General features: G+C 31.4%; 17 protein-coding genes. 13 read left to right on the top strand and 4 right to left on the bottom strand.

Features of this window, described 5'->3' with window-relative positions; translation table 11 throughout:
• Positions 1-3: 3 nt before the first annotated feature.
• On the bottom strand, positions 4-819 hold the full coding sequence (locus ACTHPI_RS02465; protein ID WP_445352597.1) for a homoserine O-succinyltransferase: 816 nt from the start codon (positions 817-819) through the stop codon (positions 4-6).
• 195 nt (positions 820-1014) lie between these two features.
• Between ACTHPI_RS02465 and ACTHPI_RS02460 the strand changes: the two genes are divergently transcribed.
• On the top strand, positions 1015-1338 hold the full coding sequence (locus tag ACTHPI_RS02460) for a hypothetical protein (RefSeq protein WP_445352596.1): 324 nt from the start codon (positions 1015-1017) through the stop codon (positions 1336-1338).
• A 106-nt stretch (positions 1339-1444) separates the two neighbouring features.
• On the opposite strand, the gene ACTHPI_RS02455 is transcribed toward ACTHPI_RS02460, so the two are convergent.
• Positions 1445-2200 carry an IclR family transcriptional regulator gene (locus ACTHPI_RS02455; RefSeq protein WP_445352595.1) on the bottom strand — a complete coding sequence of 252 codons (756 nt, stop codon included), beginning with the start codon at positions 2198-2200 and terminating at the stop codon, positions 1445-1447.
• Positions 2201-2355: 155 nt separating this feature from the next.
• Here ACTHPI_RS02455 and kduD point away from each other — a divergent pair, with 155 nt between their 5' ends.
• From kduD to ACTHPI_RS02435, 4 genes are read left to right on the top strand one after another with little or no spacing between them, the layout of a single operon-like run.
• On the top strand, positions 2356-3183 hold the full coding sequence (gene kduD / locus ACTHPI_RS02450; protein WP_445352594.1) for a 2-dehydro-3-deoxy-D-gluconate 5-dehydrogenase KduD: 828 nt from the start codon (positions 2356-2358) through the stop codon (positions 3181-3183).
• Positions 3184-3219: 36 nt separating this feature from the next.
• On the top strand, positions 3220-4557 hold the full coding sequence (locus ACTHPI_RS02445; protein WP_445352593.1) for a PTS galactitol transporter subunit IIC: 1338 nt from the start codon (positions 3220-3222) through the stop codon (positions 4555-4557).
• A gap of 42 nt (positions 4558-4599) precedes the next feature.
• A complete protein-coding gene (locus ACTHPI_RS02440) occupies positions 4600-5574 on the top strand; it encodes a sugar kinase (protein WP_445352592.1) in 975 nt (324 codons plus the stop codon).
• Positions 5561-6259: a bifunctional 2-keto-4-hydroxyglutarate aldolase/2-keto-3-deoxy-6-phosphogluconate aldolase gene (locus tag ACTHPI_RS02435; RefSeq protein ID WP_445352591.1), complete on the top strand. Its 699-nt coding sequence runs from the start codon at positions 5561-5563 to the stop codon at positions 6257-6259. The genes ACTHPI_RS02440 and ACTHPI_RS02435 overlap by 14 nt, the downstream gene beginning before the upstream one ends.
• 172 nt (positions 6260-6431) lie before the next feature.
• On the opposite strand, the gene ACTHPI_RS02430 is transcribed toward ACTHPI_RS02435, so the two are convergent.
• Positions 6432-7892: an FAD-dependent oxidoreductase gene (locus ACTHPI_RS02430; RefSeq protein ID WP_445352590.1), complete on the bottom strand. Its 1461-nt coding sequence runs from the start codon at positions 7890-7892 to the stop codon at positions 6432-6434.
• Between the two features lie 113 nt (positions 7893-8005).
• On the opposite strand from ACTHPI_RS02430, the gene ACTHPI_RS02425 reads away from it, so the two are divergent.
• On the top strand, positions 8006-8851 hold the full coding sequence (locus tag ACTHPI_RS02425; protein WP_445352589.1) for a LysR family transcriptional regulator: 846 nt from the start codon (positions 8006-8008) through the stop codon (positions 8849-8851).
• Between the two features lie 91 nt (positions 8852-8942).
• Here ACTHPI_RS02425 and ACTHPI_RS02420 read toward each other — a convergent pair whose 3' ends face one another.
• Positions 8943-9914, bottom strand: coding sequence for an AraC family transcriptional regulator (locus tag ACTHPI_RS02420; RefSeq protein ID WP_445352588.1), 972 nt, complete (start codon positions 9912-9914; stop codon positions 8943-8945).
• 370 nt (positions 9915-10284) lie between these two features.
• Between ACTHPI_RS02420 and rhaB the strand changes: the two genes are divergently transcribed.
• The 7 genes from rhaB to ACTHPI_RS02385 all read left to right on the top strand — a co-directional run bounded on the left by rhaB (position 10285) and on the right by ACTHPI_RS02385 (position 16816).
• Positions 10285-11706 carry a rhamnulokinase gene (rhaB, locus tag ACTHPI_RS02415; RefSeq protein ID WP_445352731.1) on the top strand — a complete coding sequence of 474 codons (1422 nt, stop codon included), beginning with the start codon at positions 10285-10287 and terminating at the stop codon, positions 11704-11706.
• Positions 11707-12033, top strand: a complete 327-nt coding sequence (gene rhaM, locus ACTHPI_RS02410) for an L-rhamnose mutarotase (protein ID WP_445352587.1) — start codon at positions 11707-11709, stop codon at positions 12031-12033.
• A gap of 12 nt (positions 12034-12045) precedes the next feature.
• Entirely contained in the window at positions 12046-13311 is a 1266-nt protein-coding gene (locus ACTHPI_RS02405; RefSeq protein WP_445352586.1) for an L-rhamnose isomerase, read from the top strand.
• Between the two features lie 22 nt (positions 13312-13333).
• Entirely contained in the window at positions 13334-14155 is an 822-nt protein-coding gene (gene rhaD / locus ACTHPI_RS02400) for a rhamnulose-1-phosphate aldolase (RefSeq protein ID WP_445352585.1), read from the top strand.
• Positions 14156-14309: 154 nt separating this feature from the next.
• On the top strand, positions 14310-15083 hold the full coding sequence (locus ACTHPI_RS02395; RefSeq protein WP_445352584.1) for a sulfite exporter TauE/SafE family protein: 774 nt from the start codon (positions 14310-14312) through the stop codon (positions 15081-15083).
• 145 nt (positions 15084-15228) lie between these two features.
• Positions 15229-16551: an MFS transporter gene (locus ACTHPI_RS02390; RefSeq protein WP_445352583.1), complete on the top strand. Its 1323-nt coding sequence runs from the start codon at positions 15229-15231 to the stop codon at positions 16549-16551.
• Positions 16517-16816, top strand: a complete 300-nt coding sequence (locus tag ACTHPI_RS02385) for an L-rhamnose mutarotase (RefSeq protein ID WP_445352582.1) — start codon at positions 16517-16519, stop codon at positions 16814-16816. The genes ACTHPI_RS02390 and ACTHPI_RS02385 overlap by 35 nt, the downstream gene beginning before the upstream one ends.
• Positions 16817-16911 lie beyond the last annotated feature (95 nt).

The raw sequence follows: 16911 nt of genomic DNA, 5'->3' as shown, positions 1-16911 counted from the left end.
CTCCTAAGATGCTAGAGTTAGTTTTAATTTCTTGGCTTCATCAACTTTTTTTATCCAATTAGTAAAAAATTGACGTTGCGTTTTTTTCCAATTAAAAACTGGATTACTTAATGAATAATTTTCTGGCTTTTTGAATGCTTTTTCTGGATGAGCTGCAATTTCTCGATGGTATTCATTAGCTAAAGCTTCTTTATCATACTCTAAATGTGAGAAAATAAAGTCTTGTTCTGGACTTTTAATTGAAGAAATTGAAAATAAGTCTCCAGTGTTTGTAATTGCATCTATTTGCAATCGTGAATCCTGCAAAATTTCTTCATGATTCATTTCGGCGTAACGAGCATGAGGAGCAAGAAAGCCAGAATCAATGCCCTGAAGCAAGTCACTATGATGAAGAATATGATGAGGATAAATTCCAAAAATTTTTTCGTTAAGCATAGTTTTATGGATGCCGTAACAATAATTAAGAGCTGCCATAGCTCCCCAGCAGAAAAATAATTGCTGAATATGGTTTTTTTCGAGCTCTTGAATTAAATGTTGGAACTCATCAATATATGTAATATCATTAAAATCAAGCTGTTCAATTGGTGCACCAGTTATGATAAAGCCATCAAAGTTTTTAATTTGTTTTAGATCAAGTGGATTAGAAATTTTAGCGACTCTTTTTGGAACTGGACGATTTAGGTAATGCATTTTAGGATAAAAGAACTGCAAAGTAATATTTTGATTGATTGAAGAAAATATCTTATGATAACGATTTTGGGTGTCTTTCTTATCATGCATTAAATTAAGAATTCCAATTTTGAGTTGTTGATTAGACAATATTTTTTTCGCCTCCTTTTGACAATTAATTATCTAGATTATAACAGCTTACAAAAAATAAGTAAACATTATTGCTTGTATTTAGTTTGCTTACTATTTTATATATTTATAATTTCATCTATATTCACTATATGTAAAATATTTATAATTTGATAAATATTTTATATATTATTAATTAATGAGAAAGGAAAAACTATGCAAGGTGTATTGTTTAAGAATAATGGAGCCGAAGTTGTAAATCTTAAAGATGAAACAGAAATTCTTGAATTACTTTCAACTTCTAAAGTTATTTGTGGTAATTATTATTTAAATAACTATAAATATACAGTCTATGCAAGTCCTAATACTGGTCTAAAAATTTCATTAATAGATGACTACTCAGGACAAGTTATGCATGGAGATTTAGTAATTATTCCACAAATTCAAGAAGTTCATGATTTTGATTATGAGGCAATTAATTCTTCAATTATATTAATCCATGGTCTTAAAGTGTTAATTGCTACACCAGCAGAAAATTGAATATTATATATAAATATAATATTTTATATTTATAATATTAATAATATTATAAATGTTTGATATATAAAAATAGTCATGCAGACATTAATTTGCATGACTATTTTTTCTAAACTTGATTCAAAATTGCTTGTTGTGTCCTTTTACCTTGTTCAATCCAATTTGTAATTTTTTCATCATCAACTCTGAATACTGGAGCACTAATACTAAAAGCACCAAAAATGTGATCATGCTTAACGATAGGGAAACCAATGCAGTAGATACCATCTTGGTTTTCGATATTATCAACTGCATAACCACGCTGGCGAATTTTTTGAATATCTCCTAATAATTCTTCACGAGTGGTTAAAGTGTTAATTGTTTGAGGTTTTAGCGCAGTATGATCAATATATTCATTTAATTCATTATCGGAATAATATGACAAAATAGCTTTACCCATTGCTGAAGTGTACATCTGCATAGTACCACCTAAAGTTAAATCTAGACGAATATTGTTTAAGCTTTGAGCACGATCCAACAAAACAATTTTATTATTTTCAACAATTCCCAAGTTTACTGCTTCTGTAGTACTATCTCGTAGCTTATTTAGAAACGGCATTGCTATTTTCTTTAAATCGAAACTATTTGCTGCCTTGTCACCATATTTAATAAATGTTGTTCCTAAATAATACTCTTTATTTGGACCAACTGCTCTAACAAATCCACAGTATTCTAAAGTTTGTAGAATTTTTAAAACTGTAGGTTTAGATATTTCAACTCCATTACTTATTTCCTTTAATGTTGGTGACATTTCTGAATTAGAAATGAAATCTAAAATATCTTTTGCTTTTAGCAAAACGCTGCCATATAAGTGCTTTTCAACCATTTTATAACCTCCTTAGTTCTTATTATACAGTTATTATATTTAAAATAAATAAGAAAACGCTTGCAAAAAAGCGAAAATGAATATATGATATAAGCGAATTAAGGAAATGCAATTTCTTATAAAGAAATTAATTACTGGATAAGGAGGACATAAAAATGTCAGAAATTCACGAAACAGAAGAAGAAATTAGACAACATGAAGAAGAATTGAAGAACAACTTTAGCATGGATAAGTTTAGCCTTAAAGGTAAAGTTGCAGTTATCACCGGTGGTAACACTGGACTTGGTCAAGGTTATTCAATTGCAATGGCTAAGGCGGGTGCTGATATTTTCATTCCAACTTATGGTAAGAAGGAATGGGACAATACTCGTAAGTTAATCGAAAGTGTTGGTCAAAAAGTTGAATTTATGGATTGTGACTTAACTGATCCAGATGTTCCAAAGAAAGTTATCGATACTGCTATTGAAAAGATGGGACATATTGATATTTTAGTAAATAACGCAGGTATGATTAAACGTAATCCACTTCTTGAATCAAAAGATGAAGATTGGGTACGAGTAATTGACATTAACTTAACCGCTGTATATCGCATGTCACTTGAAGCTTGCAAGGTATTTGCAAAGCAAAAGTACGGCAAAATTATTAATATTGGTTCAATGCTTTCATATCAAGGTGGTAAATTTATTCCTTCATATACCGCTTCAAAACATGGTGTAGCAGGACTTACTAAAGCATTTGCTTCCGAAATGGGTGTTTATAACATAACTGTTAATGCTATTGCTCCAGGTTATATTAAGACTGAAAATACCGCTCCGATTCGTGCACAAAAAGATCGTAATGCTGAAATTTTAGGTAGAATTCCAATGGGTCACTGGGCAGAACCTTATGAATTAATGGGTCCAGCAGTATTTTTGGCAAGTGATGCATCAGCCTATGTAAATGGTGCAATTTTACCAGTAGATGGTGGTTACTTGGTTCGTTAAATTAAGAAGAGATACTCTCTTTGGAGGAGAAGTATTATGGGCGTTGTAAATTACATTATGTCCTTAGGGGCAAGTGTTATGATGCCAATTATATTTCTAATACTTGGTCTTTGTATTGGAATGGGATTTGGTAAGTCACTTGTTTCCGGACTTAAAGTGGGTGTTGGTTTTGTAGGATTAAGTGTCATTACACAATTACTTTCAGAAAATATTGGACCAGCTGTTAATACAATGGTAAAAATTTATCATTTGCATTTGTATACTTTAGATATTGGTTGGCCAGCTGCTTCACAAGTTGCTTTTGGTACATCAGTTGGTGCAATTATTATTCCATTGGGATTAGCAGTTAATATTATTATGCTGATTATTGGTACTACTAAAACTTTAAACATTGACCTGTGGAATTATTGGCACTTTGCTTTTATTGGTTCTATTGTATATTTTGCTACTAACAGTTTTTGGTGGGGCATGTTTGCTGCAATTGTGACGATTATTGTTACTCTAATTGGAGCAGACAGATCACAAAAGAAAGTAGAAAAGTTTTATGGCAAAGATTTAACTGGTATTTCAATTCCACAAGCATTTTGTGTCAGCTTTATTCCTTTTGCAGTAATTGTTAACTGGATAGTTGACCGAATTCCTGGCTTAAACAAAATTGATATTGATGCCGATAAAATGAAAGAAAAATTTGGAGTACTTGGTGATCCAATAGTATTAGGTGTAATTATAGGTGCATTAATTGGAATGTTAGCTAGATATCCAATTGCTAAGATTTTACAGCTAGGTGTTGTATTATCTGCTGTAATGGTATTGATTCCAAGAATTACTAGTCTATTTATCGAAGGATTAGCTCCAATTGCCAAAAAGACTCAAGAAATTGTTAAAAATAAGTTTAAAGGTAAAGAGTTCAATATTGGTATGACACCAGCCCTAGTAATTGGTAATCCTGTAACTTTAGTATCAAGTTTACTTTTAATTCCAATTATTCTATTTTTGTCAGTTATGATTCCTGGAAATCAATTCTTACCACTTGCAAGTTTATCAGGATTAATTTATATTTTTCCTTTAGTACTTCCTTATACCCATGGTAATGTGCTTAAGTCATTACTTGTCGGAATTATTAGTTTGATTTTAGGTGTGCTTTCAGCAACAACATTAGCAACTATATTTACTAAAGCGGTTAAGATTGTCCAAGCAAGCTTGATTCCAGCAGGAACTTCTTCAGTAGCAAGTATTGACTTTGCTGCTAGTCCTCTTGCATGGATAGTGTATGAATGTACTGTAAATCTTCCAATTGTTGGCGCACTTATTTTGAGTGTAATTGTAATTGGTTTAATGGTTTGGAATAGAAAACAGATTAAAAAAGGATTGTAATATAAAATTTTCAATTATGAAATTTAGTTGAAAGGAAAAATTATGAGCGAATTTATTACAATCGGTGAACCACTTGTCGTATTTTGCTCAACTCAATTGGATAAGTCTATAACAGATTCAACAAACTTTAATAAAGTAATTGGGGGTGCTGAGCTTAATGTTGCAATTGGTGTAAGTCGGTTAGAACATAGTACGCAATATATAAGCCAAGTTGGAAATGATCCGCAAGGGCAATTTATTAAAAATCAAATTACTAGTAAAAATATTGATACCCAATATCTTAATAGAAGTGATAAATACTTTACAGGATATCAAATGAAACAATTAGTATCTAAAGGAGACCCCGATGTTTATAACTTTAGAAAAGGTTCAGCTGCAAGTCATATTAATTTTGATTTAATTGATGATATTAATTTATCTGGGGTTAAAGTTGCTCATTTAACTGGAATTTTTCCAGCAATTTCAAAAGATGCTAAAGAAAGTAGTTTTTATTTAGCTAAAAAATTTAATCAAAAGAAAATAGTATTAACTTTTGATCCTAATTTGCGACCTGCATTGTGGAGTAATAAAGTAGAAATGGTTAAAACAATTAATGACTTAGCCCAATATGCTGATATTGTGCTTCCGGGTCAAAATGAAGGAAAAATTTTAACTGGAACAGATAATCCGGAAGAAATTTGTAATTTTTATCTTAAAAATCAACAAACTAAAGCAGCTTTTGTAAAAGTGGGAGCTAAAGGTTCATATGTTAAATTAAAAGGAGAAGAAAAAGGAAAGTTAGTTCCTGGATTTATAGTTAATAGAGTTGTAGATACAGTTGGAGCTGGTGACGGTTTTGCACTAGGTGTAATTACGGCACTCCTAGAAGGAAAAAATCATCTTCAAGCTGCTTGTCGAGGTAATGCTATTGGTGCTATGCAAGTTCAAACTCATGGTGATAATGATGGCTACCCAACGAGAAAAGAATTAGCAGAATTTTATAGAAAGATGGAGTTAAAGAACTATGCGTTTGTTTAAATTTGAAACTCTAAGAAGTTTACGAAAAGTCGGAATTGTAGCAGTTATTCGAGGATATAGTCAAGAAAATTCTTATAAAACTGCTAAAGCCTGTATTGATGGGGGCATAACTGCGATTGAATTAGCATTTACCTCCCCAAATGCTAATTTAACGATAGAAAAATTATCAAAGGCTTATTCTCAGAACAATGATGTGATAATTGGAGCTGGAACAGTATTAGATGCGACAACTGCAAGACTTGCGATTATAGCAGGAGCTAAATTTATAGTAAGTCCATCTTTTAATAAAGATACAGCAAAAGAATGTAATCTTTATGACATTCCGTATATTCCTGGGTGTTTTAGTCCAACAGAAATTCAATCAGCTTTAACATATGGATCAGATTTGATCAAAATTTTCCCTGCTTCGATAACCGGCAAAGGAATAATTAACGAAATTCAAGGTCCCTTCCCTTATGTAAATGTTATGCCAAGTGGGGGAGTATCCTTATCAAATATGCAAGATTGGTTTGAAAGTGGGGCATATGTACTTGGCGTTGGTGGTAGTTTAGTAAGTCCTGCTAAAACTGATGATTATCAAAGTGTACGTAAAAATGCTTTAGCTTTTAAAAACGAATTCAATCGACTTATATATAAGCATTCAAATATTTCTCAAAATAAAATTAAAATGCCAGTAAAGGCATAATAAGATTTTAGATTGCTTACAAAAAATAAAAGGAGATGTTCTCCTTTTATTTTTTATATGTTAAATATTTTTTATACTATATTTATACTAAATATTATTTAAATATATAATATTTAATATTTCTACTATATAAGATATTAAATTCAATAGTAACTATTTATTAGAATTTAGTTTAAATTAACTTAGCCGCTACTCTACCAGCAATTCTACCAGAATTCCATGCAAAGGTATTGCTCAAACCTTCAATTGTTGGATAAGATGAATCAAATAAACCACCAGCATTGTTTCCCACAACATAGACACCTGGAATAACTTTTCTATCAGCAGTTAAGGCTTGGAAGTCTTCGTTTACTAATCCACCACCAACTGTGCCTAATGTAGTTGAGTTAGCTCTAACAGCGTAGAATGGACCATCTTCTACTGGAACATTCATGAAGCGACTGTCTTTGTAGAAGTCAGTATCTTCGCCTTTCTTAACAAGGTGGTTGTATCGCTTTATACTTTCTTGCAAAGCAGCTTCATCTAAGCCAGCTTTTTTGGCTAATTCAGTAAGACTATCAGCCTTAAAAGCTGCACCTTCATTAATAGCTTCTTGTAAGTCGTTTTCAATATTTTTAAATGGACCAACTTTATAAGTCATTGGTTGGCCATCTAATAATCTAAATGTTCTTTCAAATGAATTAGTCCAGTTTAATGAATTACTCTTTAGATAATTCACTAATTTTTGATCAAGTAAAAAATAATAATAGCCTCCTGCTTGATATACAGTATCACCCCATAAAGCAAAGTCATAAACAATATCTTCGTTAGTGAATCTTTTGCCCTCTTTATCAATCCAAAGAGTAGGGAGATTAGTTAAAGTGAAAATAGTATTATTGTGCCACTTAAGATTCTTCTTAGAAAATACTGTAGCAGCGTGATTTTCAAAAATACGTTTGTAGTTACTTACGCCACCAACTTCTTTAAGCATACGTAAACCGTCACCATCAGCTTTTCGTTCACCCATTGAATACATGTCTTCGCCATTTACTTTAGCATATTCGTCTACTTCATCTTTATTTCCAACAAAGCCACCATCAGCTAAAATAACTGCTTTAGTATTTAGTATCTTTTCTTTACCTCTGGAACTTACTTTGACTCCTGTTATTTGACCATTATTTTGAATAATTTCTTTCCCAGATGTTTCAGTTAATAAAGTACCTCCAGCTTTCAAGAAATTATCTATGATTCGCTTAAAGCCATTGAACTTATCAATAAATTGATGGTAAGTTCTTGGATGATTTTGGTGAACTTCTTGCGTATTTGTTACTAATTCACTATTTAATCCATTTTCTTTCATCCAATCAATTGTACTTGCTGATTCACGCAAGATTGCTTTAGTCATTCTTGCATTTGAAGAGTGGTGAGTATAATTCATGATTTCTTCGTAAGCATCTTTAATAGTATATTCTTCACCGTGTTCAAGTTGTTCTTTACTTCCAACTGCAAATAATCCTTGAGCGCCAAACATTCCTGCGCCACCAAACTTATCACCTTTTTCTAGTAAAACAACTTTAGCACCATTTTGAGCTGCGCTTAATGCGGCACTAATTCCAGAAGCACCAGCACCAACAACTACTATGTCATAATTCATAATTAAAACCTCCTAATTACTTGTTTTAATTACATTGTATGCGCTTTTATTAAAAACGGAGAATTGATTGAATTGCTGCAGCGTAAAGGCTATACTTTACTCAAGGTGAGAATATGTATAATCATGAAATTGATACTTTTTTAGAAGTTGAACGTACTGGTAGTTTTTCGAAAGCAAGCAAAGAATTGTATATTTCTAAGGCTGCAGTTGCTCAACAAATTACTAATTTGGAACACAAATTAGGCATAAAGCTATTTATTAGAACTTCACATGGTGTTAAATTAACGAATGGTGGAGAATACTTTTTGATGCATGCTAAAGATATAGTTGATCTATGTAAACAAGTAGAAAAAGAGTTAGAAACATTTAAACCACACTTAATAGTGGGAGCTGGCTATCTTAATAAACAAACATTGTTACAAAATATATTAAAAAAGATACATTTAAATAAAGAGAATATCATTTTTAAAGAAATATCAGATTATAATCATATACCAGCAAATGTTGAAATAATTGAAATGGTAAAAAGCAAGGAGCCTATAATTAAGCAGGGTTTTACATTTATTCCAATTAAGAAAATTCCTTATGTTTTAGCAATGCCCGCTGGTTTAAATAAAAATGATAAAGTTCGTATACAAGAGTTGAGCCAAATGACGATTGCAGTTCCAGATAATAATATTACTGGAGACTCAAAAGTCATTAAAAAGTTGCAGAATACATATATTCCTATAAAGGTTCGAAATTATAAAATTTTTAATCGTGCGCAAATAAATCAATGTCAATATAGGGGAGAGTTATTATTAATTCCAAAAGTATTATCAGATTTATGTTTTCCCTATGAAATTAAAGAAATAAATATTGATTTATATACAGAATATGGCTTTTATGTTAGAAATCGAAATACTGATTTAATTTCTAATATAAAAGAAGTTAGTTCTAAGATAAAGAACAAAAACTAAAATAATATCCATGCTAATAGTAAAAATATAGCATGGATATTATTTTAGTTTTTAAAGTAAATGAAATATTATATAAATAATATATAATATTTCATTTATTGCGTATTGCACTAGGCTTGGTATTGAATTTTTCTTCAAATTTTTTATAAAAAAATGTTTTATTACTAATTCCTATTTTTTCGATTATGTCTGTAATTGGTAAGTCAGTTGTACTTAATAAATCATACGCTGATAATAATCTTTGTTCAGTTAAAGCATATGAAAATGATTGACCTGTTTCCTTTTTGAATAAACTTCCAAGGTATGAACGATTATAATTTGTTTTTTCAGCTAATAGATTAAGAGACACAGTTTTAGGATTTTTTGAAATTTCTTTAAGCATATAAAGTACAAGATTTGGAGTTTGAGATTTAATTACTTTATTAGAATTTAAACTAGTATTTCTTGATAGTAAAATCATAAAAGCATTAAGATAACAATCCATTAATTTTTTAGAAAAAGTTTGTGGATTATAGTATTCTTCTATAATTTGATTAGCAATAATTTGTATTTGATCTTCTGTATCTTGGCAACGATAAATAAGATACTTACTAAATTGACTATTTGCTAATAAAAATTTAGAAATAATATTTCTATCTTGTCCTAAACTACGAATATTTGAAAGAGAAAAGCTAATGTCATTTTTAAAAATAATGTTAAGTAAAAGATCATTTGATCCAAGAGCATTAATAGAGTGGCTAGTTCCAACATCAAGAATTAAGATATCTCCCGAATTTAAAACTACTTTTTCACCACTAATGTATTCTGTTGCATGCCCATTAATCATATAATTCATTTCGAGAAATGTATGAGTATGGTTAGGGTAGTCTGCATATCTATTATGCTTTGAAATATATATTTTTTGATTTTTAAAGAAATCCTCAGTAAAAACAGGAATTTTATAATAAGAATTTGAACTCATAATGGACTTATCGGTGTAATCAGAATAAAATTTATGAGATTTTAATTGTTCTTTTTCTATATCAGTTAGTTCCATTAATTTATTTAGTAATTTTTTATTCATAATGTACCTCTTGATTACAATCTTATTTAATCACTATTATTATTAAAGAACTCTTGATTAATTATTATATATTTAACTTTATTATAAAATATATGAATTTTAGTTATAACATTTAAGTAAAAAAATCTACCTAAATGACATAGTTTGTATATTTAAATGTTACTTTTTTGAATTAATACAGTAATTAAATATAATAAACAAAAATATTAATCTTTTTTGTCTACCAAAATGTTACTAGTTATTAGTTTATATGACATTGTAAGCGCTGTCAAATAACGGTATAAATAATGTGTAAGGTTTGAAAGCGTGGTGAATGTAATTGACAAACACATATGTAGCAGTTGATATCGGTGCTTCAAGTGGTCGTTTAATGTTATCTCAAATAAAGAATAACAAAATGACACTTAAAGAAATGCACCGTTTCAAGAATGGATTTTCTTATAAAAATGGACATGATCGATGGGATATTGATCATATTATCAAAGAAATTTTAATAGGACTTCAAAAAATAAAAAAAGCTGGATATAACAAAATTTCATTAGGAATTGATACATGGGCAGTTGATTACGTACTAGTAGGCAAAGATGGGAAAAAGTTAGAAGAGCCTATTAGTTATCGTGATTCAAGAACTGAAACTGCAATTAAAGATTTGACAGCAGAAGTATCAAAAGAAGAAATTTATAAAAAAACAGGTATTCAGTTTTTAAACTTTAATACTTTATATCAGTTATTTACAGAAGATAAAGACTTACTTGCTAAAACTGACAAAATTTTGATGATTCCTGATTATATTGGATATGTTTTAACAGGCAACGCAGTTTTAGAAGTGACAAATGCTTCTACAACTCAAATGCTTAGTTTAAGAGAAGGATTGTTTGATAAACATTTACTTGAAAAAGTAAATGTTAAGCAAGAACAATTTCCAAAGTTAGTTGATGCAGGTACTCCTCTTGGAAAGCTTGATAAGAGCAAGTTTCCAAATTATGATTTGCCAGATACTGACATAATTACAGTAGCAACTCATGATACAGCTTCAGCTGTAGTAGGCTCTCCGGGAATGGGACATCATTGGGCATATTTAAGCTCAGGTACATGGTCATTACTTGGAACCGAACTCAATGTTCCAGAAAATGGGCAAAAGGCATTTAAAGAAAACTATACCAATGAATGGGGTGCTTATGGCACTTATCGATTCCTTAAAAACATTATGGGTCTTTGGATGATTCAATGTGTAAAAAGAGAATTAAATGATAAATATTCGTTTAGCGAGTTGGCAGAAATGGCGGAAAAAGTTAAACCGTTTCAACAATTTATTAATATCAATGATGAGCGTTTCGTAAATCCTCAGAACATGATTAAAGAGATTCAAACTTATTGCAGAGAAACTGGACAAAAAATTCCAAAGACGCTCGGTGAAATTTGTATGGCAATCTATTCCAATTTGGCATTGTTTTATGCTCAAGAAATTCAAAAATTAAATGATATTTTAGGCTACAAAATTGATACTTTAAACATTGTTGGTGGTGGCTCTAATGTAGCATTACTCAATCAATTGACGGCAACAATTTCAGGAATTGATGTTTACGCAGGACCTGATGAAGCAACTGCAATTGGAAACTTAACAGTTCAAATGATTACAAAAGCTGATATATTAAATGTTTATTTAGCAAGAAGAATCATTAGTAATTCTTTTAAAGTTAAAAAGTACATTCCAGAAATAGGTAAGTATCAAGGAGTATTAAATAACTATTTTGACTTCTTGCATAATATAAATCAAAAGGAAGTGAGTTAAATGACGGTCAGATTAGGACAAATGATGCATGTCAATCCAAACTATTTTGACGAGTATGAAAAGCGACACAGAAGTTTACCTACTAAATTTCCTCAAATGAAAAAAGCATTGGAGGAAGCAGGTGCACATAATTACTCAATTTATTTAGATAAAAAAACTGGTACCTTATTTGCCTATCTTGAAGTAGATGATATTGAAAAATATAAGGCAATTGCAAAAACTAAAGGTTGTAAAGAATGGTGGCATTACATGGCAAAACTGATGGATGTTAACCCGGATGAAAGTCCAGTTACTTACGACTTGCATGAAGTATTTCACATGAATTAAAAGGAGAATATTATGGTTAGCGAAAAAGAAGTAGAAACAGCATATCAAGTAGCAAAACAACGTTACGCAGAAGTGGGTGTAGATACTGAAGAAGTATTAAAGAAATTACAAAACATTAGAGTATCACTTCCTTGTTGGCAAGGTGATGATATTCATGGCTTTTTAACACCAGATCAAGCTCTTTCAGGTGGTATTGGTGTATCTGGTAATTTTCCAGGAGGTGCTAGGACTCCTGATGAATTAACAAGTGACTTGGAAGAAGCTTTCAAGATGATTCCGGGTAAGCAAAGATTACAACTTCATCAAATTTATGCAGTAACAGATGGAAAAAAGGATGTTTCTGAAGTTGGACCGGAAGACTTTAAGTATTGGGTAGATTGGGCTAAGAATCAAGGAATTTATCTTGATTTTAATCCAACATTTTTCTCAAGTCCTAAAGTTAAGGAAAACTGGACTTTAGCTAGTCCTGAAAAGAGTGTACGTGATTATTGGATTCAAGTTGGTAAGAATGCACGTGCGATTTCTAATTACTTTGGTGAAGAACAAGGTGCACAATCAGTAGATAACTTCTGGATTATGGATGGTTATAAAGATGAGCCAATTAGTCGTTTAGCACCACGTGAAAGATTAGTTGAATCTCTTGATGAAATTAACAAGAAAGAATATCCAGTTAAGAATACGATGGAAAGTTACGAAGGTAAACTGTTTGGTACTGGTATTGAAAGCTATACTGCAGGTTCTCACCTATTTTATAACAACTATGCCTTAACTCGAGATAAGTATTGGTGTATGGATATTGGTCACTTCCACGAAGCGGTCGATCCATCAGACTATTTATCATCATTCCTTGAATTTGGTCGTGGCATGTTTTTGCATATTTCTCGTCCAGTACACTGGGATAGTGACCATGTGCCTGCAATGAACGATATGCTGATTAGAATGATGAGAGCTTTAGTAAGAGATAATTTCCTTGATAAAACAACCATTGGTCTTGACTTCTTCGATGCTACTATTAACCGTGTGGGTGCATGGGTAATTGGTACTCGTTCAGTTCAAAAGGCACTTCTTCTTGGTTTGCTTGCTCCAATTGATGAATTGAAGGATGCAGAAAACCATTATGACTTTACACTTCGTTTGGCTGAAACCGAAGAATTGAAATCATTCCCATTTGGTGCAGTTTGGGATGAGTTCTGTTTGCGTAACAACGTTCCTGTAGGTATGGATTGGTACAAAGAACTTAAAGATTATGAAGTAAATGTTCAATTAAAGAGAAATTAACTTTAGGAGACAATGAAGAAAAATGGCGAAGTTTATCGATTCAATTTTTGTTAGAGATATGAAAAATATCACCCATCAAAGTTATGATAATGGCTGGGATGAGCGAAATGGAGGTAATATGAGTATTCGTATTACTCCAAAAGAATTGAAGGAATATGATGATGTTCAGGAAGTTAAAAAAACGTTTAACCTCGGTTTTGATGCTAGTGCCGTGGCAGGGCAATACTTTTTGGTCACGGGAACGGGACGCTACTTTAGGAATGTATTTCAAAATACTGAAGAAGATCTGGGGTTAGTTCGTATAAGTGATGATGGTCAAAAAGGTGAAATTGTTTGGGGCTATATTGATGGTGCAAAGCCTACCAGTGAGTTTCCAACTCATTTAATGGCGCATATTGCAAGACTTAAATTAGATTCAAAGCAAAGAGTTGTTATGCATTGTCACTTGACTAATTTAATTGCGATGTCATTTACACAACCACTTGATGAAAAGTACTTCTCAAAGACTATTTGGAAGATGCAAGCTGAAAGTATGCCAGTCTTGCCAGAAGGGTTAGGTATTATTCCTTATGAAACTCCTGGTACGACAATTATTGGTGAACATACTGCTGAAAAGATTGCAAATAAGTTTAGAGTAGTTATGTGGCCACATCATGGTATCTTTGCAGTAGGTGATACACCTGATGAATGTTTTGGTTTAATTGAAACAGTAGAAAAAGCTGCAACTATTTTTACTGCGATTCAAGCACAAGGAGGAAATCGTATCAATGAAATTACTGATAAGCAATTAATAGAAATTGCTAAGTACTTTAATGTTACCCCAAGAGAAGGTTTTTTGAATTAAAAATTAAATATAGAATTAAGTAGAAAAAGTTTTTCGTTTATCATCTCACACAAAAATGAAAACTTTAATAACTACCCTTTAAGGTGAAATAACAGATAAAGAAGATCGAATGAAAAATTCGGTCTTCTTTTTAATTTAGAAAGAGTGAAATGAAATGTCGGGAGTTGAAATAGTTATATTTTTAGTATTTGCTGGAATTGTTTCTGGAGTAGTATCGGCAGTTGCTAGTATGGCATCACTTGTATCGTATCCTGCACTTTTAATGGCGGGTTGCTCGCCGATTATAGCGAATATTACAAGTACTGCAGCGCTAATTTTTACAGGACCTGGTGTATTATTAGCATCTTATAAAAAAATGCTGGGCCATTGGTTTGAGTTTGGAAAATACTGCATATTTTTGTTGTTTGGTGTAGTACTAGGAAGTTTATTGTTAATTAAATTTCCTGGAAAAGTTTTTGAAAGAATTGTACCATTCTTTATTTTGTTGTCTGGTGTTGCATTGATTATAAGTAATAAAGGTAAAAAGAATGAAGAAGGATTAAAGAAAAAGAAACGGTCAAAATTAGGAATTATTGGATCATATATTGGTTTGATAATAGGTGGAATGTATACAGGTTATTTTGGTGCTGCGGCAGGAGTTATTCACTTAATTTTTATTAATTATTTGTCAGATGATGAATTTTATACAATCAATGCAATGAAAGATATTGTTGGAGCCATAGGAAATTTAGTAGCTCTTATGGTTTTTATATTTGGTGCATCTGTAGATTGGATGAAAGCTTTTCCCATGGCAATAGGTCTATTTATAGGAGGGTATTTAGGACAATATAGTATTAGATTTCTATCATTCAAACTTGTTGCTTGGATTACAATGGGATTTTCAATTTTACTTGCTGGCTGGTTATTTTATTCGGGGTGGATTGCATGAGAAATATTGTCTAAAAAAATCGATTAATATGTTACTATTTTCTAGCTTTAGTGTCATTGTAAGCGATTACATTATACGGTATAAATAAATATGTAAGGTTTGTTAAGATATTAGTTGATTATTTTATAGTAAGGAAGTAAGTTATATGGCTAAGACAAAAAATTTTTCTACTTGGGCTGTTTCTCTCACTAACTTTTTAGATTCAGGAAGTATTGTAGCAGGCGCTAGCGGATTAACACTCTGGACATCTTATTTAAAATTAAATAGTGTACAAGTTGGCTGGTTAGGTGCTTTAAGTGCAAATGCATTCGGTGCAGCTATAGGTGCTTTGATTGGTGGTCATCTATCCGATAAATATGGGAGAAAAATCATCTATACTTATGACATGCTTGTTTATATGTTAGGAACATTACTAATTGCATTTTCTGTAAATTTTCCAATGCTATTATTAGGATTTCTCATTAATGGTATTGCTGTAGGTGCTGGAGTTCCAGCCTCATGGACTTATATTTCTGAAAGCTCTGGCGGTAATAATCGAGCTAAAAATATGGGAATTTCTCAATTTGTCTGGTCATTAGGACCCGTTGTTATTTTTATCGCTGGTACTTTGATCTCGCCATTGGGTGTAATGGGCAATAGAATTTTATTTGGAATTTTAACGTTTATTGCATTTGTTGCTTGGAATCTTCAAAGAAAATTACCTGAATCAAAAGAATGGGTTGAACAAAAGAAAATTGAAAAAGAAACCGGTGAAAAAACTCATCCTTATAAGGATCTCTTCTCGAACATGGTAAGTGTAAAATCAGTACTATTCTTAGTTGGTGTTTACATGTTCTGGAATCTAGTTGCAGGTGCGATGGGATTCTTTATGCCATATGTATATGAAACAGCAGGTGGTTTATCAAATATGCAAGCTAACTTACTTCAAGCTGTACTTTGGGGCTTTACAGCGTTATCTGGTTATTTTGGATTTGCAAAATTTGGTGACAAGTGGAACCATAGAATATTCTTCTTTGTTGGGGCAGCTATGGCCTTAATTTCTTGGGTAGTTCTTGCTTATATTGGAATGGGCTGGCCAGCTCTTATCACTTTTGTTACTTTGTGGGGAATTTCTGCAGGTATTGGTGCTCAAGCTTGGTATTCATTATGGTCAACTGAACTATTTCCAACTAAGTATCGTGCTGGTGCACAAGGATTTATGTTCTTTGCAGTTCGTGGTAGTGCTGGTATTTGGTCAATTATTTTCCCATCAATTTTAACAGGAATGGGATTCAAGGCAGCTGGAACATTAATGATTATCTTTTTACTAGTTTCATTAGTAATTGGTACTATTTGGACTCCACATACTCGCGGCAAATCATTGGATGAAATTACACGTGAACGCTATGGCAAAGATATAGAAACTAATACCAAAAAAGAAAGAGTGAAGAAGTATGTCAACCAAACTGGGAAGAATCACGCATATTAATAATTTTAACGATATGAGTTTTGATTTTATTAAGATGAAAAATATTTTAGTAGATGTAGGAATAGTTGATTCTGCAATATATTTTGATGAAAAAGAAAATAAGTTGTTTGTTTATTTAGAAATTAATAACTATAAAAAGTATACTTTGATTTCCAAAAAATATTCTAGCAAATGGTGGTCTAATTTAAATTTGATAAATGATATTAGTTCTAATGAAAATTCTTTGGACTATGCGTGGAAACATATATTCAAAATTAAAGATTAAGTTAGAGTATTACATTAAGATTTAACTATAATAGTAAATATAAAATTTTATTTTTAAATGATGTATAAAATAAGCTAAAGTAGTCCTACAAGATT

Source organism: Lactobacillus sp. PSON (genome assembly GCF_052615405.1).
This window is presented reverse-complemented; position numbering and strand designations above follow the sequence as displayed.